General features: G+C 68.2%; 18 protein-coding genes. 6 read left to right on the forward strand and 12 right to left on the reverse strand.

The genetic code is table 11. The features are described 5' to 3' along the window. Position 1 precedes the first annotated feature (1 nt). From ligD to secD, 3 genes are all read right to left on the reverse strand, one after another. Positions 2–982, reverse strand: a complete 981-nt coding sequence (ligD, locus tag ABD260_RS05735; protein WP_344232278.1) for a non-homologous end-joining DNA ligase — start codon at positions 980–982, stop codon at positions 2–4. Next, complete coding sequence (locus ABD260_RS05740; protein WP_344232279.1) at positions 979–2,976, reverse strand: ATP-dependent DNA helicase; 1,998 nt, start codon at positions 2,974–2,976, stop codon at positions 979–981. Before ABD260_RS05740 ends, ligD begins: the two co-directional genes overlap by 4 nt. A 63-nt stretch (positions 2,977–3,039) precedes the next feature. Continuing rightward, positions 3,040–5,340 carry a protein translocase subunit SecD gene (gene secD, locus ABD260_RS05745; RefSeq protein ID WP_344232280.1) on the reverse strand — a complete coding sequence of 767 codons (2,301 nt, stop codon included), beginning with the start codon at positions 5,338–5,340 and terminating at the stop codon, positions 3,040–3,042. Positions 5,341–6,626: 1,286 nt separating this feature from the next. Here secD and ABD260_RS05750 point away from each other — a divergent pair. Continuing rightward, entirely contained in the window at positions 6,627–8,117 is a 1,491-nt protein-coding gene (locus ABD260_RS05750; protein WP_344232281.1) for an MFS transporter, read from the forward strand. A 194-nt stretch (positions 8,118–8,311) separates the two neighbouring features. Next, complete coding sequence (locus tag ABD260_RS05755) at positions 8,312–8,824, forward strand: TetR/AcrR family transcriptional regulator (protein WP_344232282.1); 513 nt, start codon at positions 8,312–8,314, stop codon at positions 8,822–8,824. Here ABD260_RS05755 and ABD260_RS05760 read toward each other — a convergent pair. Further along, positions 8,723–10,150: an alpha/beta hydrolase family protein gene (locus tag ABD260_RS05760; protein WP_344232283.1), complete on the reverse strand. Its 1,428-nt coding sequence runs from the start codon at positions 10,148–10,150 to the stop codon at positions 8,723–8,725. The genes ABD260_RS05755 and ABD260_RS05760 overlap by 102 nt on opposite strands. Positions 10,151–10,360: 210 nt before the next feature. Between ABD260_RS05760 and ABD260_RS05765 the strand changes: the two genes are divergently transcribed. The 3 genes from ABD260_RS05765 (at position 10,361) to ABD260_RS05775 (ending at position 13,108) form a co-directional block, all read left to right on the forward strand. Continuing rightward, positions 10,361–10,708 carry an ArsR/SmtB family transcription factor gene (locus ABD260_RS05765; RefSeq protein ID WP_344232284.1) on the forward strand — a complete coding sequence of 116 codons (348 nt, stop codon included), beginning with the start codon at positions 10,361–10,363 and terminating at the stop codon, positions 10,706–10,708. Then, positions 10,705–12,423, forward strand: coding sequence for a SulP family inorganic anion transporter (locus ABD260_RS05770; RefSeq protein WP_344232285.1), 1,719 nt, complete (start codon positions 10,705–10,707; stop codon positions 12,421–12,423). The genes ABD260_RS05765 and ABD260_RS05770 overlap by 4 nt, the downstream gene beginning before the upstream one ends. A 154-nt stretch (positions 12,424–12,577) precedes the next feature. Further along, positions 12,578–13,108 carry a hypothetical protein gene (locus tag ABD260_RS05775; RefSeq protein ID WP_344232286.1) on the forward strand — a complete coding sequence of 177 codons (531 nt, stop codon included), beginning with the start codon at positions 12,578–12,580 and terminating at the stop codon, positions 13,106–13,108. Between the two features lie 428 nt (positions 13,109–13,536). Here ABD260_RS05775 and ABD260_RS05780 read toward each other — a convergent pair whose 3' ends face one another. The 4 genes from ABD260_RS05780 to dapF all read right to left on the reverse strand — a co-directional run bounded on the left by ABD260_RS05780 (position 13,537) and on the right by dapF (position 17,866). Further along, positions 13,537–14,172, reverse strand: coding sequence for a response regulator (locus ABD260_RS05780; protein WP_344232499.1), 636 nt, complete (start codon positions 14,170–14,172; stop codon positions 13,537–13,539). Next, complete coding sequence (gene macS / locus ABD260_RS05785; RefSeq protein WP_344232287.1) at positions 14,169–15,290, reverse strand: MacS family sensor histidine kinase; 1,122 nt, start codon at positions 15,288–15,290, stop codon at positions 14,169–14,171. The genes ABD260_RS05780 and macS overlap by 4 nt, the downstream gene beginning before the upstream one ends. Positions 15,291–15,467: 177 nt before the next feature. Beyond that, a complete protein-coding gene (gene hflX / locus ABD260_RS05790; protein ID WP_344232288.1) occupies positions 15,468–16,958 on the reverse strand; it encodes a GTPase HflX in 1,491 nt (496 codons plus the stop codon). A gap of 68 nt (positions 16,959–17,026) precedes the next feature. Beyond that, positions 17,027–17,866, reverse strand: coding sequence for a diaminopimelate epimerase (gene dapF / locus ABD260_RS05795; protein ID WP_425553295.1), 840 nt, complete (start codon positions 17,864–17,866; stop codon positions 17,027–17,029). A gap of 108 nt (positions 17,867–17,974) precedes the next feature. Between dapF and ABD260_RS05800 the strand changes: the two genes are divergently transcribed. Next, positions 17,975–18,235, forward strand: coding sequence for a hypothetical protein (locus tag ABD260_RS05800; RefSeq protein WP_344232290.1), 261 nt, complete (start codon positions 17,975–17,977; stop codon positions 18,233–18,235). Here ABD260_RS05800 and ABD260_RS05805 read toward each other — a convergent pair. Genes ABD260_RS05805 through ABD260_RS05820 form a run of 4 tightly spaced genes read right to left on the reverse strand, consistent with a single transcriptional unit; the run spans position 18,225 to position 22,223 of the window. Further along, complete coding sequence (locus tag ABD260_RS05805; protein ID WP_344232291.1) at positions 18,225–19,772, reverse strand: N-acyl-D-amino-acid deacylase family protein; 1,548 nt, start codon at positions 19,770–19,772, stop codon at positions 18,225–18,227. The genes ABD260_RS05800 and ABD260_RS05805 overlap by 11 nt on opposite strands. A 4-nt stretch (positions 19,773–19,776) precedes the next feature. Then, positions 19,777–20,928 carry an o-succinylbenzoate synthase gene (gene menC, locus ABD260_RS05810; protein WP_344232292.1) on the reverse strand — a complete coding sequence of 384 codons (1,152 nt, stop codon included), beginning with the start codon at positions 20,926–20,928 and terminating at the stop codon, positions 19,777–19,779. Beyond that, complete coding sequence (locus tag ABD260_RS05815) at positions 20,918–21,562, reverse strand: MurR/RpiR family transcriptional regulator (protein ID WP_344232293.1); 645 nt, start codon at positions 21,560–21,562, stop codon at positions 20,918–20,920. The genes menC and ABD260_RS05815 overlap by 11 nt, the downstream gene beginning before the upstream one ends. Then, on the reverse strand, positions 21,555–22,223 hold the full coding sequence (locus ABD260_RS05820; protein ID WP_344232294.1) for a GNAT family N-acetyltransferase: 669 nt from the start codon (positions 22,221–22,223) through the stop codon (positions 21,555–21,557). The genes ABD260_RS05815 and ABD260_RS05820 overlap by 8 nt, the downstream gene beginning before the upstream one ends. Positions 22,224–22,282: the final 59 nt, after the last annotated feature.

The raw sequence follows: 22,282 nt of genomic DNA on the forward strand, positions 1-22,282 counted from the left end.
CTCAGCCGGCGTCCACCAGGACCGATTCCGGGTCGATGTCGAGGCGTAAACCGCGCCAGACCGGATGCCGGAGCCGCCCGTCGCCGCCCCAGCCCGAGTACGTCACCTCGGCGACCAGGACCGGGTCCAGCCAGTGCGCCCGGCGCCGGTCGGTGGCCGGGATGCTCGCCGGGTCGAACGCTGGGCGGTCGATCTCCAGGCCCGCGAGCTCGGCGCTGAGCATTTCCAGCGTGGCGAAGTCGAGGCCCGATCCGACCTTGCCGATCAGTACCAGCGCGCCGCCCGGCTCGTCGTACGCGCCGCAGTAGAAGGAGCCGATCCGGCCTTCCCGGTTGCCCTCCCCCGGGTGCCAGCCGAGCAGCACTACGTCCCGGGTCCGGACCGGTTTGATCTTGATCCAGTCGGAGCTGCGCCGGCCCGGGAGGTACCTGGACTTGCGGCGTTTGGCGACCACGCCCTCGAGCCCCTGCGCCGCGGACAGGTCGAGCGCCTCGTGACCGTCCCGGAACGCCGGCGGGGTCTCCCAGAACGGGTCGCCGATGTCGAGCGATTCGAGCAGCCCACGCCGGTCGTCGTACGTTGCCTCAAGCAACCATTCGCCGTCGAACCGGAGCAGGTCGAAGAGCCGTACCGAGACCGGCACCTCGGTGATCAGATGCCGTAGCTGGCGCGGGTCGCGGACGTGCATCCGCCGCTGCAGCAGGCCGAACGACGGCGCGCCGTGTTCGTCCAGCGTGACGATCTCGCCGTCCAGCACGGCCGGCATCCGCAGGCCCGGCGCCTCGGCCAGGCCGATCAGCTCCGGGTACCCGCCGGACACGTCGTGGCTGTTCCGCGACCACAAGCGGCAGACACCCTCGTCGACTTCGGCGATCACGCGGATGCCGTCCCACTTCAGTTCGTACGACCAGCCCGCGCCCGAGGGCAGCTCACCCAGCGCCGCCATCATCGGCAGCACCGGCGGACCGGCCACCGGACTCATGTGGACTGCAACCGTTTCAGGGCACCAAGCACCTTCTCACGATCGGCTGTCGGCCACATCGGAGGCAAGGAGGCGCGCAGGAACGCGCCGTAGCGCTGGGTGACGATGCGCGGGTCGAGGATCGCGACCACCCCGCGGTCCGAGCTGCGGCGGATCAGCCGGCCGGTGCCCTGCGCGAGAAGCAGCCCGGCGTGGGTCGCGGCGACCGACATGAACCCGTTGCCGCCCGCTTCGTCGACCGCGCGCTGCCGGGCCGCCATCAGCGGCTCGTCCGGGCGCGGGAACGGAATCCGGTCGATGATCACCAGGTTGCAGGTCGAGCCGGGTACGTCGATGCCCTGCCACAGCGACAACGTCCCGAACAGGGATGTCTCGGGGTCGTCGACGAACTCGCGGGCCAGCTCGCCGAGCTGCGCGTCGCCCTGGCAGAGCACCTTGAGGTCGGTCCCCTCCCGAACCGCCGCGGTCGCCGCCTCCGCGGCCCGGCGGGACGAGAACAGCCCGAGCGTACGTCCACCGGCTGCCGTGATCAGGTCGATGATCTCCTCGAACTGCTTCTTGCCCAGACCATCGCGGTGCGGCGGCGGAAGGTGCTTCGCGACATAGAGGATCGCCTGCTTCTCGTACTCGAACGGGGAACCGACGTCGAGGCCGCGCCACGGCAGCGGGCCCTTCTCGGCGTCCGGGTCGAGCTCGGGCATCTCATCGTCGTCGTCGAGCTTGTCGGCGGGCCGGAGGCCGACCTGCCGGGCGATCGCGTCGAAGTCGCCGCCGAGGGTCAGTGTCGCGGAGGTGAGTACGGCCGTCCGGTCCCGGAGCACGAGCTCGCGGAGCAGGCCGGCCACGGTCAGCGGGGCGATCCGGAGCTCGCGGCCGAACCGGTCGCGGTCGATCATCCAGACCACGTCGGCGTCACTGAGCGCGGCGACCCGCTCGGCGACGTCGAAGATCTCCTTGACCGCGCCCTTGGATTGCCGCTTGGCGCCGTCCGGATCATCGTCCTTGTCGTCGGACTTCTTGTTCAGGTCGGAGTACAGCCCACGGGCCGCGTCCCGGATCAAGCCGGCCGCCTCCAGAACCGGGCCGTTGGACGGCTCGATCCGGCCCTCCCGGGTGGCGTCCAGGGCGGCGCGCAACGCGTCCGACGCGTCGATCAGGTCGTCGGCCTTGTCGTCGTCGACGAACCGGCGGGCCCGCTTGGCGGCGCGCTCGACCATCTGCGGCGAGAGCTCGTCACCGGCCGCGCCGGTGACCCGGGCGGGCAGCTCGTGCGCCTCGTCGACGATGATCACATCGTGCTCGGGCAGGACCGTACGGTTCTCGAAGGCGTCGATCGAGAGCAGCGCGTGGTTGGTGATCACGATGTCGGCCTTGCGGGCGTGCTCCTTGGCCTTCTCGGCGAAGCATTCCTCCCCGTACGGGCACTTCTGCGCGCCGAGGCATTCGCGCGCGGAGATCGCGATCTGCTGCCAGGCCTGGTACTGGTGCGAGGGCGCGTGGTCGCGGTCACCGGCCGCGCCGTCGGCGAGCTGCTGCTCGGCCCAGTCGCGGAGCTCGACGACCTGTCGGCCGACCTCACCCGCGGGCGGTACGTCGACGAGCATGCCGTCCTCGTCCGGCGCGCCCTCCCGGATCCGGTGCAGGCAGGCGTAGTTGTTCCGGCCCTTCTGGATCGCGTACTTCGGCCGGCGCGGCAGCAGCTTCTCGGTCGCGTCGAGCAAGGCCGGTACGTCGCGGTCGACGAGCTGGGATTGCAGCGCGAGCGTCGCGGTGGAGACGACGACCCGGCGGTCCTCGATCGCGTGCAGCAACGCGGGCACCAAGTACCCGAGAGATTTACCGGTACCAGTGCCGGCCTGGACCAGGAGATGCGAACCGTCATGCATCGCGGTGTCCACGGCCTGCGCCATCTCCACCTGCCCCGGCCGTGTCTGTCCCGCGATCCCGGCCACGGCCGCTTCCAGCAGCTCCCGCACATCAACACCCACCGCCATACCCTAGCCCGCGCGGCGGACAGTTTTCCGTCCGGCGGGCGAGGGTGTGGATAACTCGGCGGACTAGACGACCGCACCCCGGTCGGGTTGGGCGTCGCGGTCGACCTGGGCGCGCTTCGGGCGGGGCGGCGGCGCCGGGAAACGGCGTTCCAGCTCGAGCAGCAGCGGCGCCGCGGTCAGGTTCGACGAGTAGGTGCCGACGACGATGCCGAGCAGCAGCGCGAGCGCGAAGTCGGACAGCGAGTCGCCGCCCAGGAACAGCAGCGCGCTGAGGATGAACAGCGTCGAGATCCCGGTGTTGATGGTCCGTGGCAGTACGTTCACGATCGCCGTGTCGATGATCTTGCCGAGCCCGTCGGTGGCCCGGGCGTTCCGGGTCTCGCGGATCCGGTCGAAGACGACCACCGAGTCGTTCACCGTGTAACCGATGATGGTCAGGACCGCGGCCAGGAAGATGCCGTCGATCGGCTTCCCGGTCCAGGCGAACACGCCGACCACGACCGCGACGTTCTGCAGTAGTGCCAGGACCGCGCCGGCGCCGAACGTCCAGCGGAAGCGCGCGGCCAAGTACGCCAATTGGGCCAAGAGTGCGATTCCGAGTGCGATCAGGCCCTTGTTGCGGAGCTCCTCACCGAGCGACGGGCCGATGCTCTCGTTCCGCAGTACGTCGGTGTCGCCGCCGATCCGGGACAGCGATTCGCGGATCTTCTCCGCCTCGTCATCACTGATCGTCCCGGTCCGTACGGTGATGTCGTCGGTGCCGGACGCTTGCACGACGGCGGTCGGGTACCCGGCCTCGGCGACCGCGGCGCGGGCCTGGTCCGGCGTGATCGACTGCGCCGTACTCACCTCGAGCAGCCGGCCGCCGGTGAACTCGATCCCGAGGTTCAGCCCGCGTACGGCGACGCCCGCGACGCTGACGATGATCGCCACCGCCGTGATCACCAGCCAGCGCCGGCTGTGCTTCATCAACGCCGGCTGCCGCGACTCCAGCCAGATCCGGACCCGCCCGTGGCCGGCGATCCCGCTCAACTTCGGGCGACGCAGGACGAAACCACGTGACACCGCGAACTCCGCCAGCACCCGGGTCACGACCAGCGCGGACAGCATTGACGCGATCACACCGATCGACAGCGTGACGCCGAAGCCGCGGACCGGACCGGCGGCCAGGAAGAACAGCAGGCCGGCGGCGAGGATCGTGGTGATGTTCGAGTCGGCGATCGCGGACAGTGCGTTCTGGAAGCCGCTGCGCAGGGAGCGGCGCAGTCCGTCCGTACGCCCGGCGATGTAGTCCTCGCGGGCACGCTCGAAGACAAGGACGTTCGCGTCCACCGCCATCCCGATCGCCAGCACGAAGCCGGCCAGGCCAGGCAAGGTGAGGGTCGCTCCCAGGGCGGTCAGCGCGGCGTACGACATCGCGGCGTACCCGATCAGGCCGAGTACCGCCATCAGGCCGACCAGGCGGTAGACCATGATGATGAACAGCGCGGTCAGCGCGAGACCGATGATCGCGGCCAGCGCACTGGCCTGGATCGCGTCCTGGCCGAGCGACGGGCCGACCGTACGCTGATCGATCACCTCGACCGGCACCGGCAGCGCGCCACCCGAGATCAGCGCGGCCAGATCCTTCGCGCCCGCCTCGTCGAACGACCCGGAGATCGTCGTCGAACCGCCGGCGATACCGATGTTGCAGAGCTGATTGCCACCGTTCGGATCGACCTGCGGCGAGCTGATCACCTCGTTGTCGAGCACGATCGCGATCAGCCGCTGCGGCGTACCGACCGGCTGACAGGCCGCCTTGCCGGTGATGTTCGCCCAGATCTTGCCGCCGTCGCCCTTGAACTTCATCTCCACGAACCAGCCCTGCGCGACCTGCTGCGGATCGAGCAGGCCGTCGGCGCTGCTGACCAGCTCACCGGTCATCGCCGGCTTCGCCAGCCGCAGGAACCCCTGACCACCCTCGGGCGCGAGGTACGTCTCCCCCGCCGCGGGTTTGGCCGGTTTGGTCGCGACCTGGTCGAGGACCTCGTGGAAGGTGAGCTGCGCGGTCTTGCCGATCACCTTCGCGGCTTCGCGCGGATCCTGCACACCCGGCAGCTCGACGATGATCCGGTTCTCACCTTGGCGGGTGACGTTCGGCTCGCTCACTCCGAGCGCGTCGATCCGCCGGTGCAGCACCTGGGTCGCCTTGTCGGTGGTCTCCTTGGTCGCCTTCACCGTCGGCGAATCCTTCGCCTCCAAGACGATCTGCGTCCCCCCACGCAGGTCGAGACCAAGTTGGGGTTTCGCGGTCAACGTGACGTACGTCGACGCGGCGAGCACCAGAAGCGCGAGCAGAGCACGGACAAGGGACGACCGGTTCACCGAAGATCCTCCGGAGGTGGGCACCCAGCGTATGGGTGTCGTGACAGAGAGCATCCACAGACATGTGGAACGCACAGTGTACGGAGGCCATTCAACCGGTACCCCCACAACCGCACAAGCGACGGGGTCGCAGGGGTGGGGTGTACTGACGGTGATGGGGACTGTGCTTCGAACCGCCCTCGCGCGCTCCGCAGGCGCTACCTTCGTCACTCCACTCCTCAACCCACCCGCTACGCCCGCCCCACCCACCCCCAGCTCAGCGCTGCACACCCCTTCCCGGCTACCGCCCGAGGTCCGGGCGTACCGCCCGAGCGCTTGGCCGTCAACGTGATCCGCGGCCGGTGGCTGTGGGCTACTGTCCGGGGGGACCGCCCGGGCTCCGGGGCACCGCCGGGCTCCGGAGTAGCGCCACAGTTCCCGGGCTGTCGCTACCGCGTGGACCACCGCACTCGCCGGACGTTCCCGGTGCCGCCGGAGAGCCCGGCCTTCACCTGACGCCTCGTGGTGTCGCCGGAGGACGCTAGCGCTCCTCGTACTGCCTCTTCGCTGGCCTTATCCACTAGGTTGCCCCCTCAAGTGGAGGGTTGGCCCCTGGGATTTTCGTGGTGCAACCCTCCATTTTAGGGGCCAACCCCCGAGCGGGTCAGGGGGTGAGGGCTTACTCAGGTCGGGAAACCAACCAGCCGAGGAGGACCGTTCCGGCATGAGCGTTTCCAGCTGACACTGCCCCTCCCCGTACGGCGCGGTCCACGGCGAACTGCAGCATCTCTGCATCGTTACCCACGCTCTTGCCGTCGACGACGGCTTATCCACCCGTCTTGTGGGTTATCCGCCCTTACAACAGTGGAGAACCCACAACATCGGTGGATAACCAGACAGCAGCGGAAGAACATTGCCGGCGGCAAACATTTCCAGCTGGCGCCGTGGTCACGGACAGCGCGCACGGGCGGAGCCCGCTCGCTACGCCGGGGGCTCACAACACGGGCCGCCTGGAGTTCACAACACCGAACCCGTGGAGTTCAAGACACGCAGCAGCGTGGAGTCAACGGCAGGGAGCAGCGTGGAGTCAACGGCATGGAGCAGCGTGCAGCAGCGGCATGGAGCAGCGTGAACCCGTCATCACAGGTCGGCTGGGCGGGCGCCCGGATGGTGGAGGGCTGATCGCAGCGTGCAACAACTTGAACTATGGTACAAATAGTACTTTCGTTCAACTATTTGTGGTGAGGGCGGTGGGCATGGGACGGCGGGCTGGGTGGCGGGAGTGGGGTGGGCTTGGGTTGTTGGCGTTGCCGACGTTGTTGCTGGGGCTGGATGTGACGGCGCTTTATCTGGTCGCGCCGAGCTTGGCCGCCGAGCTGAATCCGAGTGCTGCCGAGATGCTCTGGATCATGGATGCCTACGGCTTCTTCATTGCGGGATTTCTGATCACGATGGGGACGCTGGGCGATCGGGTCGGGCGCCGGCGGTTGCTGATGATCGGGGTGACGGCGTTCGCGGCAGCCTCGGTGTTTGCGGCCTTCGCGCCGAGTGCGCTGTGGTTGATCGTGGCGCGGGCGCTGCTCGGGGTGGCCGGCGCGACGTTGATGCCCTCGACGTTGTCGTTGATCAGCAACATGTTCACCGACGTTCGGCAGCGGGCGTTGGCGATTGGCGTGTGGGCAACGATGTTCGCGCTGGGGATGGCTGCCGGGCCGGTCGTGGGTGGGGCGCTGGTTGCGGGTTTCTGGTGGGGTGCGGTCTTCCTGATCGCCGTGCCGGTCGCGGTGCTGGTACTGGCTGGTGCGCCGGCGCTGCTGCCGGAGTATCGGACGCCGGCCGGCCGTATCGATCTGCCGAGCGCCGCACTGTCGCTCGCCGCGTTGCTGCCGATCGTCTACGCGATCAAGCATGCGGCCGCCCACGGCGTCGATCTCCAGGCCTCCGCCGCCCTGCTCGTCGGTGGCGGCGCCGCGGTCGCGTTCGTACGTCGCCAATTGCGTCTCAGCGAACCGCTGCTGGACGTGAAACTCTTCGCGAGCCGGACGTTCTCCGCGGCGCTGTCCGTCTTGCTGATCGGCCTGGCCGGGTTTGGCGGCGTGATGTTCCTGGTCACTCAGTACCTGCAGCTTGTTGAGGGCCTGTCGCCTACGACAGCCGGGCTGTGGATGGGGCCGCCCGCGCTGGCCATGCTGATCGGAGCTATTGGAGCGCCGCTCCTGGCTGGTCGGGTGGCACCTGGTGTGGTCATGTCGGGCGCTTTGGCGTTGTCGCTGTCTGGGTACGTGCTGCTCGCGCTCGCGGGGACCGACAGCAAGGTGAGCGTGGTCGCTGGGTTCGCCTTCGTTTACCTCGGGCTTGGGGTCATCGCCGCACTCGGTACCGATATCGTTGTGGGAGCGGCGCCGGCAGAGAAGTCCGGATCGGCGGCCGCGCTCTCGGAAACCGTTCAAGAACTCGGTATCGCGGCAGGAGTCGCGCTCCTGGGCAGCCTCACCACCGTGATCTACCGGGGCAAGGCCGAGGCCCCGGCCAGGCTGTCCGCGGCTGCGGCCGATGCCTACCGTGACAGCCTCTCCGGAGCCGCGTCGCTCGCGCATCAGTTGCCCGCGCCGGCTCTCGAGCATGCACGAGTTGCGTTCACCAGTGGACTCAACACCGCCGCTGTGGTGGCCGGCATCGGCGTACTGGCTGCGGCGCTGACCTGCTTTACAACGCTGCGACACCTTCGGCCGCTCGGCGACGCCGACCGTGTGACAGAGCCGGTAGCCTCGACCAGCACGAGCGGCGACGACCGGTGAGCAGGAAGATGACAGCCAAACACGACCTTGCCAAGCAAGACGCCAAGGACTCTGACACAAAGCACCCTGGTGCAAAGGACTCTGGCGCAAAGCACGCTGGCGCAAAGCACGCTGGTACGCAGGACACTGGTTCACAGCACGCTGGTGCGCGGGACGGTGGTGATGGGCGCAGGTTGCGCGGTGAGCGGCGTCGGTTGCAGATCATTGAGGCGACGCTTGCGATCGTTCACCGGGACGGCGCCACCGGGGTCACCCACCGCACTGTCGCCAAGGAAGCGGGAATCACCACCAGTCTGACCCTGTACTACTTCGCCACCCTGGATGATCTGCTCGTCGCCGCCCTGACCAGCGTCACGGACGAGTACACCCGCCGTATCCGCGAGCTCATCGAGGCCGACGACGAGCCGCTCGACGGTCTCGCCCAGCTGATCGCCGAATCCGCCGGCCCGGGCCGGGAGCGGGCGCTTGCCGAGCGGGAACTGTCGACCTTGGCGGCCCGCCGCCCCGCCCTGCGCCCGATAGCGCGACGCTGGCGAGACAACGTCGCGGAGCTTGCCCGGACGCAGACCGACGACCCGGATGCGGTCCAAGCCGTCGTCGCCCTGTCAGACGGCCTGTGCACGGCCATCCTCCTGGACGACGAAGAAGCCGACCCCGCCCGCATCCGCGCAGTCCTCGCTAAAGCACTCCAGCGAACTCGCCCCTAGGTCCGGCACCGGGCCGCGCCTGATCGAGGTGTCGGTGGAGCCTTTTCCTGGAATAGCGCCAGAAAGGCTCCTGGGACGGTGCAGTGATGTGTTGTGGGCTGGAGGTGATATGCAGGTGGACTGGAGGTGTGGGTTGGGCGGGTAGTGCACTTGAGCGCGAACGCGTCGGGGGAACGTGACCTCGGGGAACCGTCGGGATGGGTGGTTCAGCAGGGGTTGTGGTTTGCCGCGCAGGGTCAGGTCGAAGAAGGCGCGTACGTACGCGCGGGTGATGTCCAGTGAACGAGCCCCAGGAAGCTGGCTCCCGAGGTCGACGTTGATCTGCTGGGTCAGCGTGTCGTAGTCGGTGAAGGATGCGTGCACCGCGCCGGTGACCGCGAGGCGTCGTTTCCAGCCGGTCAGGTGTTGCCAGTTGCGGTCCCAGCTGGGATCGGGCGCGTTCTGGCCGAGCATCAGGAACGGGCGCGACAGGCCGCTCGCCGGCAGGTCCTTGAACATGGTCCCGTCCAGGTTGATCCCAGCCCGTACGCGCGGATCGATCAGCATCGTCTCGCCGACGCTCGCACCACCGATCGACATCCCGGCCATCGCGATCCGGGACCGATCAATCAACGCCGGCCCGAGCAACGACCGCCAGCTTCGATCGGCTCGGCTAGCGCGTGGAGCGGTCAGTTCGCCGAGTACGAAGGAGACGTCGCGGGCGCGGCCCTCGATGACGGTTTGCTCGAAGTTGGGCAGGTCCTGGAAATCGCAGGCCGTACATCCCACGACTCGCCCGTCCGGGAAGGTCATGGCCGCGTTCTCGTAGGCATGGTCGATTGCCGCCACCACGTACCCCCAACTCGCGAGGTCCTCGGCCAGCGCGGTCAGCGAACTCCGCGGCCAGTTGAACCCCGGCGACAACACCACCAGCGGAAGGCGCCGTCCGGCCGCGCGCGCATCGGCGTACGCGTGGGTGCGCGTCTTGCTCAAAATGTCCAACGGGACGGTCGTGATCCCCGCGCTCTTCAGCAGCAGCTCGGACTCCTTGGCTGTCATGTACGGCGCGACGCGCGCACCGGGCAACCGAGCTGGATACCAGAGCGAAACCATCAGCTCCCGCGCCCCGGCCGATGGAACCCACGGATCCGGGCGCGACGCGTCCTTGAGATACAGCGACGTGGTGCCGACCGGATGCGGTCCAGTCGGCGCGGGCAGGTACGGCGTAGCGCGCTCCACCGCCGAGCTGCTGGACACGGCGACCGTACCGGAAACGAGCACGGCAAGAGCGACCAGTACGCACCGGAGCGCGAACGCCCTTCTGTACAAGGAGAATCGAGATGCCATAGCCCCGACCCTCTCACCGATCGCAACCGCCCAACACCGACCGAAAGACCTGTTCGCACCCGTACTTTCGACCCGTAGCCGGCCAACTGTGCCACCAGCTGATTCACGACTTGCAGAATTCTTCAATTCACTACATCATCAAGCTGACGGGGTTGCATCGAGGGCAGGAGTGCTGGTGGAGACAAGTGAGCTTGCCGCGGACCTGGACCGATGACGGCGCCGGTCCCGCTGTACCAGGCCAAGGCGGAGTTCTTCAGGCTGCTGGGTCATCCGGTCCGGATCCGCGTACTGGAGCTGCTCCAAGACGGCCCGCGACCAGTACGCGACCTGCTGGCCGAGATCGGCATCGAACCGTCCAGTCTGTCCCAGCAGCTGGCGGTCCTGCGCAGGTACGGCATCGTGACCTCGCGGCGTGAGGGATCGACCGTGGTGTACGAGCTCGCGGGCGGCGACGTCGCCGAACTGCTGCGGATCGCGCGCCGGATCCTGACCGAACTACTGACGGGCCAAAGCGAACTGCTCGCCGAACTGCGTGACGCCGAGTCGGCCAATCGGTGAGTGCCGGGTTCGGCGGCTGGCAACGGACGCGGTCACTGCTTCCCGCACGTACCGATCTCGCCGCGATGCTGCATCAGCCCCGCCGCGACCTGATCGCCGGGCTCACCGTGGCGATCGTCGCGCTTCCGCTAGCACTCGGATTCGGCATCTCGTCCGGACTCGGCGCGGCAGCCGGGCTCACCACGGCGGTGGTGGCCGGTGCGCTCGCGGCGGTCTTCGGCGGCTCCGGCCTGCAGGTGTCCGGGCCGACCGGCGCGATGACCGTTGTGCTCGTACCGATCACGCATGTACACGGCGCCGCCGGCGTGCTCGCGGTCGGTCTGATGGCCGGCGTCATCCTGATCGGCCTGGCGTACGCCCGCGCCGGGCGCTACATGGCATTCGTACCCGCGTCTGTCGTTGAAGGCTTCACGCTTGGTATCGCCTGCGTCATCGGCCTGCAGCAACTCCCCGCCGCGCTCGGCGTCGCGACACCGGACGGCGACCAGATCATCGTCGTCGCGGCCCGCTCGATCGCCAGTTTCGCGGCGCACCCGGACTGGACCGCCGTCATGATCGCCGTCGTCGTCGCGGCGAGCATCCTCGTCGGCGGTCGGCTGCGGCCGGTCGTACCCTTCTCGATCCTCGCCGTCGCGGCCGCGGCCGTTGTCGTCGAAGTCGCCGGTCTGAACGTCACCAGGATCGGAGCACTGCCCACCGGCCTCGCCGCGCCCTCCTTGTCGTTCATCGATCCCGCGACGCTCGGGTCGCTGACCGGCGCGGCGCTGGCGGTGGCGGCGCTCGCCGCGCTGGAGTCGCTGCTGTCCGCGGCCGTTGCCGACGGCATGGGAGTCAACCACCGGCACGACCCGGACCGCGAACTGTTCGGCCAAGGTCTGGCCAACCTCATCACACCGCTGTTCGGAGGCGTACCTGCCACCGGGGCGATCGCCCGGACCGCGGTCAACGTACGTTCCGGTGCAGGTTCGCGCCTTGCCGCGCTGGTCCACGCCGCTCTGCTCGCCGCGATCATCTACACCGCGGCGCCCCTGGTCGGGAAGATCCCGCTCGCGGCACTCGCCGGGGTCCTGCTCGCCACCTCGGTACGGATGGTGGAGGTCGGCTCCATTCGCGCCATGACCCGCGCCACCCGATCAGACGCGATCGTCCTGACCCTCACCGCGGTCGCTACCCTCGCGCTGGACCTGGTCAAGGCCGTACTCCTCGGTCTTGTCGTCGCCGGAGCGCTCGCGCTCCGAGCCGTCGCCCGGAGTGCCCGCATTCGGCAGATGCCACTTCACCCCGACCTGCCTGGCGATCATTCGGCGGAAGAGCGGGAGCTGCTGGACGAGCACATCGTCGCGTACCGGATCGACGGGCCGCTGCTGTTCGCGGCGCACCGGTTCCTGCTGGAACTGTCCGAGGTCGCGAATGTCTCGATTGTCATCCTGCGCATGTCAGTCGTCAGCGCGATCGACGCCAGCGGCGCACTCGTCCTCAAAGACGCCATCGAGAAACTCCAGCATCGCGGCATCACCGTCTTCATGTCCGGCATCCGCCCCGGCCATCACCGCACCCTCGACGCCCTCGACGCCATCAACAACCTCCGCCTCGCCGGGCATGTCTTCCCCAGTACGCCAGAGGCAATCGCCGCCGCCCGATCCCATCTCCACCACACCGGCGTCCTCCAGCCCACTACACCCCCAGCCACCGACAAGACTCCGCCGGTCGCGTAGCTCCTCCCCCCAACGCTGCGGCCTGGTTGTTCGTCTAGAACGCAAGTGGCGTACTCCAAGGACCTGCCCGTGACTGCAAAGCCTGCCGAGCCTGGCTGCACGTACACGCCACCCAGCTCGTTGTGAACCTCAGCATCTCCGAGGAGACCACCTGATGACGGACAACCGCAGCAGACGCACCTACACTCCGCCCAAGGCGCAGCTCAACCTTGTTATCCGCAGCAGGCGATTGGCTGCAGGAGGAGCAGCCCTCGCCACTGCCACAGCTTTAGCCGGCTGCACCTGGTCGCTGCACCTCACCCACAACCAACCCCCAACAGCCAGCAGCGCGCCACCCGCAACCGTGATAGCAACCGGTGCCACCCCGCGGATCGTCAGGTCGGACTCAGCCAGCCCAAGCGGAGCAGAAGCCGCTCTGACCACCACCCTGACAACCGACCCAAACGGCTGCGTCCAGGCAGCCAACGGCAAGATCACCCTGATCTGGCCCCGCACCTATTCCATCCAGGGAACCCCCGACTCCTTCAAGATCCTGGACGCGGATGACCATGTCGTAGCACGCTCCGGCACACCCCTCACCATCGGCGGCGGCGGCGCAACCACCATCAACCCCACCTGGACAACCCAATCCTGCCCAACAGCCACCCAACTCTGGCTAGTCGGAACCATCACTCCCACCCGCTGAACATCAATCACACGTCGACTCGCAACTCCCGGCGGCAGCCGGAAGACCATGCGATAGCTGCAGAGGATGCTCCGACGCTGGGCCGGGGGTGGGTAACGCGCGGAGCACGCGAGGGGTACGGGTCACCTCAGTTCGCTGGTCGCGGGCGTTGGGTTGGTGGTCGCCCGCGCGATGAGCGCGGAACCGCGGGTGGCAGCCCGCAGCACCTGGCGCGAGCCGGAAGATCCGGCGACAGCCCGGAGGACCCCGGCGACAGCCAGAAGATCCCGCGGCAGCCGGGAAGATCCAGCGATAGCTGGGAAGGGTGTTCCGGCGCTTAGCCGGGGTCGGTGGGTAGCGGGCGGAGGGGGCGCGTTGAGGAGCGGAGCGACGAAGGGAGCGGTCGAGGAGCTCGCGAGGGGTTACCCGTACGCGCGCGGTCGAAGTAGCTAGTTGGTTGTGTCCAGGCCGTTTTCTATGGCATAGCGGACCAGTTCGGCTCTGTTGTGGAGTTGGAGTTTTCGGAGGGTGTTTTGGACGTGGTTTTCTACTGTGCGGTGGGAGAGGACGAGGCGGGTGGCTATTTGTTTGGCGGTCAGGCCTCGGGCTACCAGGCGGAGGATTTCGGTTTCGCGGGTGGTGAGGTGGGGGACTTCGGGGCCGGGGCCTAGGCGGTGGTATTCGCCGAGGAGGAGGCCGGCGAGGCCTGGGGTGAAGACGGCGTCGCCTTCGGCGGTGCGGCGGACGGCGTCGTCGAACTCGTCCAGGGAGGCGGATTTGACCAGGTAGCCGGAGGCGCCGTTCTTGACGGCGGCCAGTACGTCTTCTTGTTCGGCGCTGGCGGACAGTACGAGGACGCGGGTGTCGGGCAGTGCGGCCGTGATCTCGCGGGTCGCTTCCACACCTGAACCTGTGCCCAGCTGGAGGTCCATGATGATGACGTCGGGCTGGGTGGCGAGGGCTATTTTGACGGCGCTCGGGGCGTCGGCGGCGGTTGCGCAGACGTCGTAGCCGCGGGTGGTGAGGTCTCGGGCTACGCCTTCGCGCCACATGGGGTGGTCGTCGACGATCATGACGCGGGTCATCTGCTGATCACCAGTTCCCATTCGGTTCCTTCGCCGGGTGCGGTGCGTACGGTGACGGTGCCGCCGAGGTCCGTGATGCGGCCGCGGATGGACTGGCTGGCGCCGAGGTGGCCGTCGGTGTGGGCCTGTTCGAGGCGGGCGGGTGTTGTACCGACTCCGTCGTCGCGGACCGACAGTACGATCTCCGCGCCGATGTCCTCGACGGTCACCCAGCTCCGCGCGTCCGGGCCGGCGTGCTTCGAGACGTTGCTCAGGGCTTCCTTGACCGCGGCAACCAGTTCGAGAGCGGTGGATGCGGGCAGCAGGACCTGGGTGGCGGGTACGACGACGTCGACCCGGGTCGTGGCCAACGGCAACAACAGGCTGCACAGGTCGACCTGGTTGTCTTCGGCAACGGCTGGGCGGGTCGACATCAGGGTGCGTAGGGCAACTTCCTGTTCGGCGGCGAGGGCGGCGAGTTCGGTTGCTTCGCCGCCGATCGCGGTGCCGCGGCGTTGGACCTGGGCGAGTACTTGGAGTACGCCGTCGTGGATCGAACGGCTCAAGCGCAGGCGCTCCGCGGTCGCGCTCTCGGTGGCGATCGCCTCGCGCAAGCGCGCGCCTGCTTGGCGCATGGTCGTCGCCGCGTACCCGACGACCAGACCGGCTACCAGGAGCAGCTGCACGTTGCTGAGGATCTTGGATGGATGTTCGAGGCCGCGCAGGGACAGGAGGGCGAGACTGATCGTTGCCGCGCCGACCAGGCCGCCGTCGCGGCCGCGGGCGATCGCCAGCGCGAGGACCGGGCCGGCTGCCCAGACTGAGGTGAGTACGGAGGCGCCGGCGCGGATGTCGAGGAGGGGCTGGGCCCAGAGGGTGGCGTACATGCAGGCGGCCGTGATGACGAGATCGGCGAGTGCGAGGCGGGTGTTCCGGCGGCCCCAGCGGCGGCTGTAGCCGTAGGACGAGATCAGGGTCCAGACTCCCATCACCGCCATTTGGGCGACCGCGCCCGACGGGTGGGCGATGCCGGTCCAGCGCGTCCAGACGCCGACGCAGGCGAACGCCCAGGTGATCGCGCGGAACGCGACCAGCGCCCGCCACAACGGCTGCAACAGGTCGACGTCATCACGCTCCACCCGGGACAGTCTGCCAAGGACCGGCCCGGGGCGGCGTGAGCACTTCTACTCAGTCGACAGCTCGACAGTACGTATACGTCCACTGCAAGAGCGCGCGAGCGGGATTACGGCTGGCGGACGGGAGCAGTGGCCACATACGTACAGTCGAGCCGCCGCTGAACAGGGCGGCGGAGGTGATTACTGGGCGGTAGCTACCTGGTAGGGGGTCAGGTCGCCGGCTAGGTCGGGGTGGACGTGGGCGGTGATGCGGGTGCCTTCGGCCGTGTGTTCGAGTTGGTCGACGGCGCCTTCGGAGTGGATCCGGGAGACCAGGTCGCCGCGCTCGTACGGCAGCAGGACGTCCAGCGCCACGTGCGGCTGCGGCAGGGCGCCCTCGAGCAGTTCGCGGAGCTTGTCGATGCCTTCGCCGGTGCGGGCCGAGACGACGATCGCGGTCGGCTCGCGGTGCAGGATCGGGGCCAGTGCGAGCGGGTCGGCGGCGTCGGCCTTGTTGATCACGATGATCTCGGGGACGTCACTCGCCTCGATCTCGGCCAGTACCTCGCGGACGGCCTGGATCTGCGCCATCGGGTCGGGGTGTGAACCGTCGACCACGTGCAGCAGCAGGTCCGCGTCCGCGACCTCCTCCAGCGTGGAACGGAACGCCTCGACGATGTCGTGCGGCAGGTGCCGGACGAAACCGACGGTGTCGGTCAGCGTGTACACGCGGCCGTCCGCGGTCGTGGTCCGCCGGGTGGTCGGGTCCAGGGTCGCGAACAGCGCGTCCTCGACCAGCACGCCGGCACCGGTGATCCGGTTCAGCAGGGACGACTTGCCGGCGTTGGTGTACCCGGCGATCGCCACTGACGGAACCGCGTTCCGGCGGCGTTCCTGGCGCATGGTCGAGCGGGTGCTCTTCATCGCCTTCAGCTCGCGGCGGAGCTTGGAGATCTTGGTGTTGATCCGGCGCCGGTCAGTCTCGATCTTGGTTTCACCGGGACCACGGCCACCGATACCGCCACCGGCCGCACCGACCCGGCCACCGGCCTGGCGGGACAGGTTCCCACCCCAACCACGCAGCCGCTGCTTCATGTACTGCAGCTGGGCCAGCTCGACCTGCGCCTTGCCTTCCTTGCTCTTCGCGTGCTGCGCGAAGATGTCCAGGATCAGCGCGGTCCGGTCGACCACCTTCACCTTGAGGCGGTCCTCGAGGTTACGCAGTTGCGCGGGCGCCAGCTCGCCGTCCGCGATCACCGTGTCGGCGCCGAGCGACGCGACCAGGTTGCGCAGGTCGGTGACCTTTCCGGAGCCGATGAAGGTCGCCGGGTCCGGCTTCTTCCGGCGCTGGATGACGCCGTCCAGGACCTCGGAACCGGCGGTCTCGGCGAGCAGCTTCAGCTCGGCCAGCGAGTTCTCCGCGTCTTCGGCGCTGCCCTCGGTCCAGACGCCGACCAGCAGCACCCGCTCGAGCAGCAGCTTGCGGTACTCGACCTCGCTGATGTCGGTCAGCTCGGTCGACATGCCGACGATCCGGCGGAGCGCCTGGCGCTCTTCCAGCTCGAGGCCTTCGGTGGTCTGTTCGGCGGCGTACGTGTCGTGACCCGTCAACGAAGCGCCGGAGTCATCGCCCTCGATGAGGTCGGTTTCGACGTCGGTGGTCTCGTCGTAAGCATGTGATTGGGTCGTCATATACCTTCCATGGTGGCACGGGCCTCAAGTACAAGCGACCCGTTTACGTACGTCAACGCCCTGGGCCATCAACGGATTCCCAGCCACGCTCGATCGAACTCACCCCGCGCGTGCAGTACGGCAGGCCCGGTCAGCTCCAGGTGGTTGTCCGTACGCCAGGTCACCTGCACTTCACCGCCCGGAACCCCCACGCGATACGTCACCGGCAACTCGTCCCGGGCCGCCCGCGCCGCCGCGACCGTCACCGCGCACGTACCGGTCCCACACGACCGCGTCTCGCCGGAACCACGTTCGTGAACCCGCATCTGCACATCCCGCGGACCGCGCCGGACGACGAACTCCACGTTCACGCCGTGCGGAAACGCCTCGTCCGGTGACCAGGTCGGCTGATCGCACAGGTTGCCCGGCTCGTCCAGGCTGTCGACGAACGCGACCGCATGCGGGTTCCCCATGTCGACGTGTACGGCCGGCCACTGGTGACCGTTGGCCTCGACCACGATCCCGGCCGGACCGGGCAGCGCCGGCTCGCCCATGTCGACGGTCAGTGAGCCGTCGTCGTTCTGGGCGACTTCCTTGATCCCGGCGCGCGTACCGACCCGGACCGGTTTGCCGTCGATCAGCCCCGCGTCGGCGAGGTACTTCACGAAGACCCGCACCCCGTTGCCGCACATCTCGGCGATCGAACCGTCCGCGTTCCGGTAGTCCATGAACCAGTCGCCGCCATCCTCGACGTACGCCTGTTTGCCGCCCTGGATGACCCGCAGCACACCGTCGGCGCCGAGGCCCGCGTGCCGGTCGCAGAGGAACCGCACCAGCGACGCGTCCAGCTCGCCGTGCACCGAACCGTCCGGGTCGGGCAGGATCACGAAGTCGTTCTCCGTCCCATGCCCCTTCAACCAGGGAAACAGACTCATCCACGTCCTCGCTTCGCTCCGGGCGCGGATGAGGCACAAGGTACACAGTGTTCGATGATGAACTCGCTCCGCTCGCTCATAGGCACAGCGTACGGTGTGCGCATGGAGTTGATCGCCTACTTCTGGGAGCAGGAGGATGCGGACGCCGTCGCCGCGGAACTGGGCGGCGAGGTACGGCGGGGGCGCTTCCACGGCGAGGACGACGACGAGGACCACCCGTGGACCGTGCTGCTCCACGACGTCGATCAGGTACGAGCCGAAAGGCTGATCGCACAACACGACGGCTGGCTCGAAACCGAGGCCGACGAGCCGGTCAACGCTCCTCCCCCACTCCCAACCGCCCCGAAGCGCTTCAAGCGATAACCCGGCCCGGCCGCAGCCCAGTCGGTACGCCGTCCGTCAGCACCCGCTGACCAGCCACCAAAACGTGCTCGACCCCCACCGACAACTGCCAAGGATCCGCGTACGTAGACCTGTCCGCGACCCGCCCCGGATCGAACACCACCACATCCGCGATCGCACCCGCCTTGATCACCCCACGATCGGCAAACCCGAGCCGGGACGCCGGAAGCGCGGTCATCCGCCGAACCGCATCCCCCAGACTCAGTACGCCAAGATCCCGCGCGTACCGGCCGAGCACGCGCGGAAACGTACCGAAGTTGCGCGGATGCGGATGCCCCGGCCCGCTCGCGGCCAGGATCCAGCCGTCACTGGCAACCGCTGTCCGCGGATCTTCGAGGACCGCCGCCACGTCCTCCTCGCGCATCGCGTGATTGACCACGCTGACCGCGGCCTCATGATTCTCCAGAATCCGGAGCACTATCTCGGCGGCGTCCACGCCGTCAGCGCGGGCAATCTCGGCCAGGCTGAGCCCGCGACTGTCCTGGTACCGTCCGGGCGGCAGCGACGCGATCACCACCGAGTCCGGCGAGAGCAGCGTGTCGGCACGGAGCGCCGAGGCGATCCGGGCGCGCTCGGCCGAGTCTCCGAGCCGGTCGAGCAGCGCGCCGCCGGCCAGCGCCCAGGTCGGCAGGCGGGTGGTCAGGGTCGTGCTGGTCGCGGTGTACGGGTACGCGTCCCACCCGAGATCGACGTCATCGACCGTGCCGAGCTGTTCCAGCGCGGCGGCGGCCAAACCATGATTTGCCTTGCCGACTGCTTTGAGATGCGAGATCTCCAGCCGCGCGCCGCCCGCACGTGCCGCCGTGATCGCCTCGTCCAGCGCGGCGAGCAGGCCGGCGCCTTCGTTGCGGATGTGCGTCGAGTACAACAGTCCGCATTCGGCAGCGGTCGCGACCAAGGCGGCGACCTCCTCCGGCGACGCGTATGCACCGGGCGCGTAGATCAGTCCGGTCGAGAAGCCGACCGCGCCCTGGTCGGCGGCCGTACGCAGCAGGTCCTGCATCCGGCGCAGCTCCGCAGGCGTCGGCCGGCGTTGCGCGCTTCCCATCGCGGCGATCCGCAAGGTGCAGTGGCCGACTTGGAGAGCCACGTTCACAGCAGGTTCCAACGTTGCAGCGAAGCCGGTGAGGTCGGTCCAGGACCAGTCGAGCCGCGAGTCGAGGAACGCGGTGCCGGCGCGCAGAGTCTCCAGGTCGGAGACCGGGAACGGCGACCAGCCGCAGTTGCCGGTGACGAGCGTGGTGACGCCCTGCGCCAATTGGGTTTCCGCGGCCGGAGTCGAGCCGAGACTGAAATCCGCGTGCGAGTGCAGATCGATGAATCCCGGTGCGACAATGTTGCCTGTGGCATCGATAACCTCGGCTCCGGCGAGCACGTCTTCGGAAACCGCACCCGGAAGTACGCCGCTGATGCGGTCGTCGTCGATCAGTACGGTGCCGGGGACCGGGTCCGCGCCGGTGCCGTCGGCGATCAGGCCGCCGGTGAGTGCGATCCGCATCGAGTCACTCCTGTTCTGGCCGGAGGGTCAGCTCAACGTCTCGGAGAGTCAGCTCGGCGACCGTCCGCGCCTTGATCCACTCCCGGTCCACGACAGCCCCGAGACCGGTTGCCGTGGGCACCTGAACGATCCCCCCGACCGCCACCACGGCGGGTACGACGACGTCCCGGGCGTAGTACTTCTCCGAGCCGGACACATCCGATGGGAGGGTGAACCCGGTGAGACTGGAGAGCGCGACATTCGCCAGCCGGCCCACACCGAACTCGTGCATCCCCCCGCACCAGACCCCGAGCCCGGCCTCCTGCGCCCGATCGTGCGCCGCGCGCGCCGCGCTCAGACCGCCCATCCGGGACACCTTGATATTGAGGATCTGCAGCGCTTCTAGCGCGATCGCGGTCTCCAGCTCGGCCAGCGTCTCCACGCTCTCGTCAAGACAGACCGGCGTACGGATCGTCCGCTGCAACTCCGCATGAGGCAGCAGCTCCCGCGGACCGAACGGCTGCTCGATCATCGTCAGCCCGAACTCGTCCAGCTGTTGCAGGTGCTTCACGTCCCCGGCGGTATAGATGCCGTTGGCATCGACATGCAGATCGAGCTTCGGGTACGCGGCGCGCACCGCCCGCACCGGCTCGATGTCCCAGCCCGGCGCGATCTTCAGCTTGACCCGCGGGTACCCGGCGTCAACCTGGCGCTGCACTTCGACGAGCAACGCGTCGATCGTCGGCTCGATACCGAGTGAAACGCCGGCCACCACTTCGGTACGCGTTCCGCCCAAGGTTGTTGCCAACGGCAGCGATTCGGCTTCGGCATGAAGTACCCATGCCGCCATGTCGACACCGGCCTTGGCAAAATAGTTGCCGCGTACCTTCGACCACACGCTCTGCAGCTGATCCGGATGAGTCCAGGATCGGCCCAGTACGGCAGGCAGCAGGTACTGCGAGGCGATGTGCCAGCACGATTCGACTGTCTCGGGCGCGTAGTACGGGTCCGAGGACGACGCGATCTCGCCCCAGCCGACCGCACCGGACGCGTCCTCGAGTTCGACCAGGATGTGATCCAGGAACGCCTTGCGATGCGAGCTGGTCTGGAACGCGTGCACCAGCGGCATCCGCACCCGGTGCAGCCGGGCCGCGACGATCTTCAGTTCAGTTGACATACATCCCCAGCTCCGTGTTCAACCGGTCCCGCTCGATCAGCCGCCGGCGCGCGCCCTTCGCGCTCGCGGTCGTCAACGTCGCGAGGACGTGCAGCACCGAGGCGACGACGGTCGGCGAGTCGACGTACGACGCGCTGCCGGTCGCCACGTAGATGCTCTGATCCGCGATCTTCGCCAGCGGGGCGTCCTCGAAGTCCGTCACCGCAACCAATTCACCACCGGCTTCGACGAATCGGCGCGCGATGTCGACGGTGTCCCGCCGATAGCGGCGGAACGAGAACGCGACCATCAGATCGTTCGCCCGGACGTCGGCGAGGACGTCGATGCCACGCACCACGGTCCCGTCGACCAGCGTCACCTGGGACAGCCCGGCGCCCAGATCGAACGCCAGCAAGGACGCGTACGAGTACGACTTGGCCGAGCCGATGATGAAACGCCGGCGCGCCGCGACGATCCGGGCCGCCGCCTGCGCGATCGACTCGTCGGTCAGGATCTGATCCAGCGCCTCGTCGATCGAGGCGCGCTCTTGCTCGACCACCCGGCGCTGCAGCAGGGTCGACGAACGACGTTGCAGGCGGGCGTCGTACCGCTCCTGCGGGCTCGCGAGCTCACGGTTGCGCGGATCGTCAGGCATCGTCGACCGGCCCGAAGTAGTAGGCGCCGGTCCCGTCCGCGAGCCGCCGGCAGGACACCGCGGCCAAACCCTGGCCCAGCAGCTCTTCGAACGCACTCCGGAGCTCAGCCGGATCGGTTGGTACCACCAACTGTGTCAATGCCGTTTCGTCAAGCGCGGCGGGCTGTTCGCGGGTCAGGTCCCACTCGACCACGACCCGGTCGGTGCCCGGACCGTACATGTCCGGGGCGTACCAGCGGCCGCGCGCGCCGAGCACGTCCAGGTTGAAGTGCGCGTTCCGAATCTGCGTCGGGTCGTAGGTCCAGCGCATCCGGGACATTCCGTGGCTGAGGGCAACTTCCTTCTGGGCGTGCTTGAGCATCCGGCCGAGGCCGCGGCCCTGCTGCTCGGCGGCCACCACGGCGGACTGCGAGTAGTGGTAGAACCCGCGCCGATCGGTGCCACAGAAGCCGTACGCGAATGCGACCAGCTGATCGCTCTCGTCGAGGATGCCGACCACCGAACCGCCGTTGCTCGCCAGCGCGCCGAGCAGCCGCGGATTCAGCCCGTACACCGGGTCGAGGTAGCCGAAGACCGCGCGGTACAGCTCGGACGCCTCGGCGAACCGGGACGCCGTGGTGAGCGAGACAGCGCGGAAGCTCACCTCAGAGATACGATTCATATCCTGATGCTATCCGCATTGTTCAGCGCTGGCCATTCGTCGGCCGGATGATGATACGT

The sequence above is a fragment of the Kribbella hippodromi genome (genome assembly GCF_039531045.1).
Classification (GTDB): Bacteria; Actinomycetota; Actinomycetes; order Propionibacteriales; family Kribbellaceae; genus Kribbella; species Kribbella hippodromi.

What these genes read in the sequence shown, in the direction of transcription:
- ligD (WP_344232278.1), bottom strand. Translation starts at nt 982, where the DNA reads ATGAGTCCGGTGGCCGGTCCGCCGGTGCTGCCGATGATGGCGGCGCTG.
- ABD260_RS05740 (WP_344232279.1), bottom strand. Translation starts at nt 2,976, where the DNA reads ATGGCGGTGGGTGTTGATGTGCGGGAGCTGCTGGAAGCGGCCGTGGCC.
- ABD260_RS05760 (WP_344232283.1), bottom strand. Translation starts at nt 10,150, where the DNA reads ATGGCATCTCGATTCTCCTTGTACAGAAGGGCGTTCGCGCTCCGGTGC.
- ABD260_RS05765 (WP_344232284.1), top strand. Translation starts at nt 10,361, where the DNA reads ATGACGGCGCCGGTCCCGCTGTACCAGGCCAAGGCGGAGTTCTTCAGG.
- ABD260_RS05775 (WP_344232286.1), top strand. Translation starts at nt 12,578, where the DNA reads ATGACGGACAACCGCAGCAGACGCACCTACACTCCGCCCAAGGCGCAG.
- ABD260_RS05780 (WP_344232499.1), bottom strand. Translation starts at nt 14,172, where the DNA reads ATGACCCGCGTCATGATCGTCGACGACCACCCCATGTGGCGCGAAGGC.
- hflX (WP_344232288.1), bottom strand. Translation starts at nt 16,958, where the DNA reads ATGACGACCCAATCACATGCTTACGACGAGACCACCGACGTCGAAACC.
- ABD260_RS05800 (WP_344232290.1), top strand. Translation starts at nt 17,975, where the DNA reads ATGGAGTTGATCGCCTACTTCTGGGAGCAGGAGGATGCGGACGCCGTC.
- ABD260_RS05805 (WP_344232291.1), bottom strand. Translation starts at nt 19,772, where the DNA reads ATGCGGATCGCACTCACCGGCGGCCTGATCGCCGACGGCACCGGCGCG.
- menC (WP_344232292.1), bottom strand. Translation starts at nt 20,928, where the DNA reads ATGTCAACTGAACTGAAGATCGTCGCGGCCCGGCTGCACCGGGTGCGG.
- ABD260_RS05815 (WP_344232293.1), bottom strand. Translation starts at nt 21,562, where the DNA reads ATGCCTGACGATCCGCGCAACCGTGAGCTCGCGAGCCCGCAGGAGCGG.
- ABD260_RS05820 (WP_344232294.1), bottom strand. Translation starts at nt 22,223, where the DNA reads ATGAATCGTATCTCTGAGGTGAGCTTCCGCGCTGTCTCGCTCACCACG.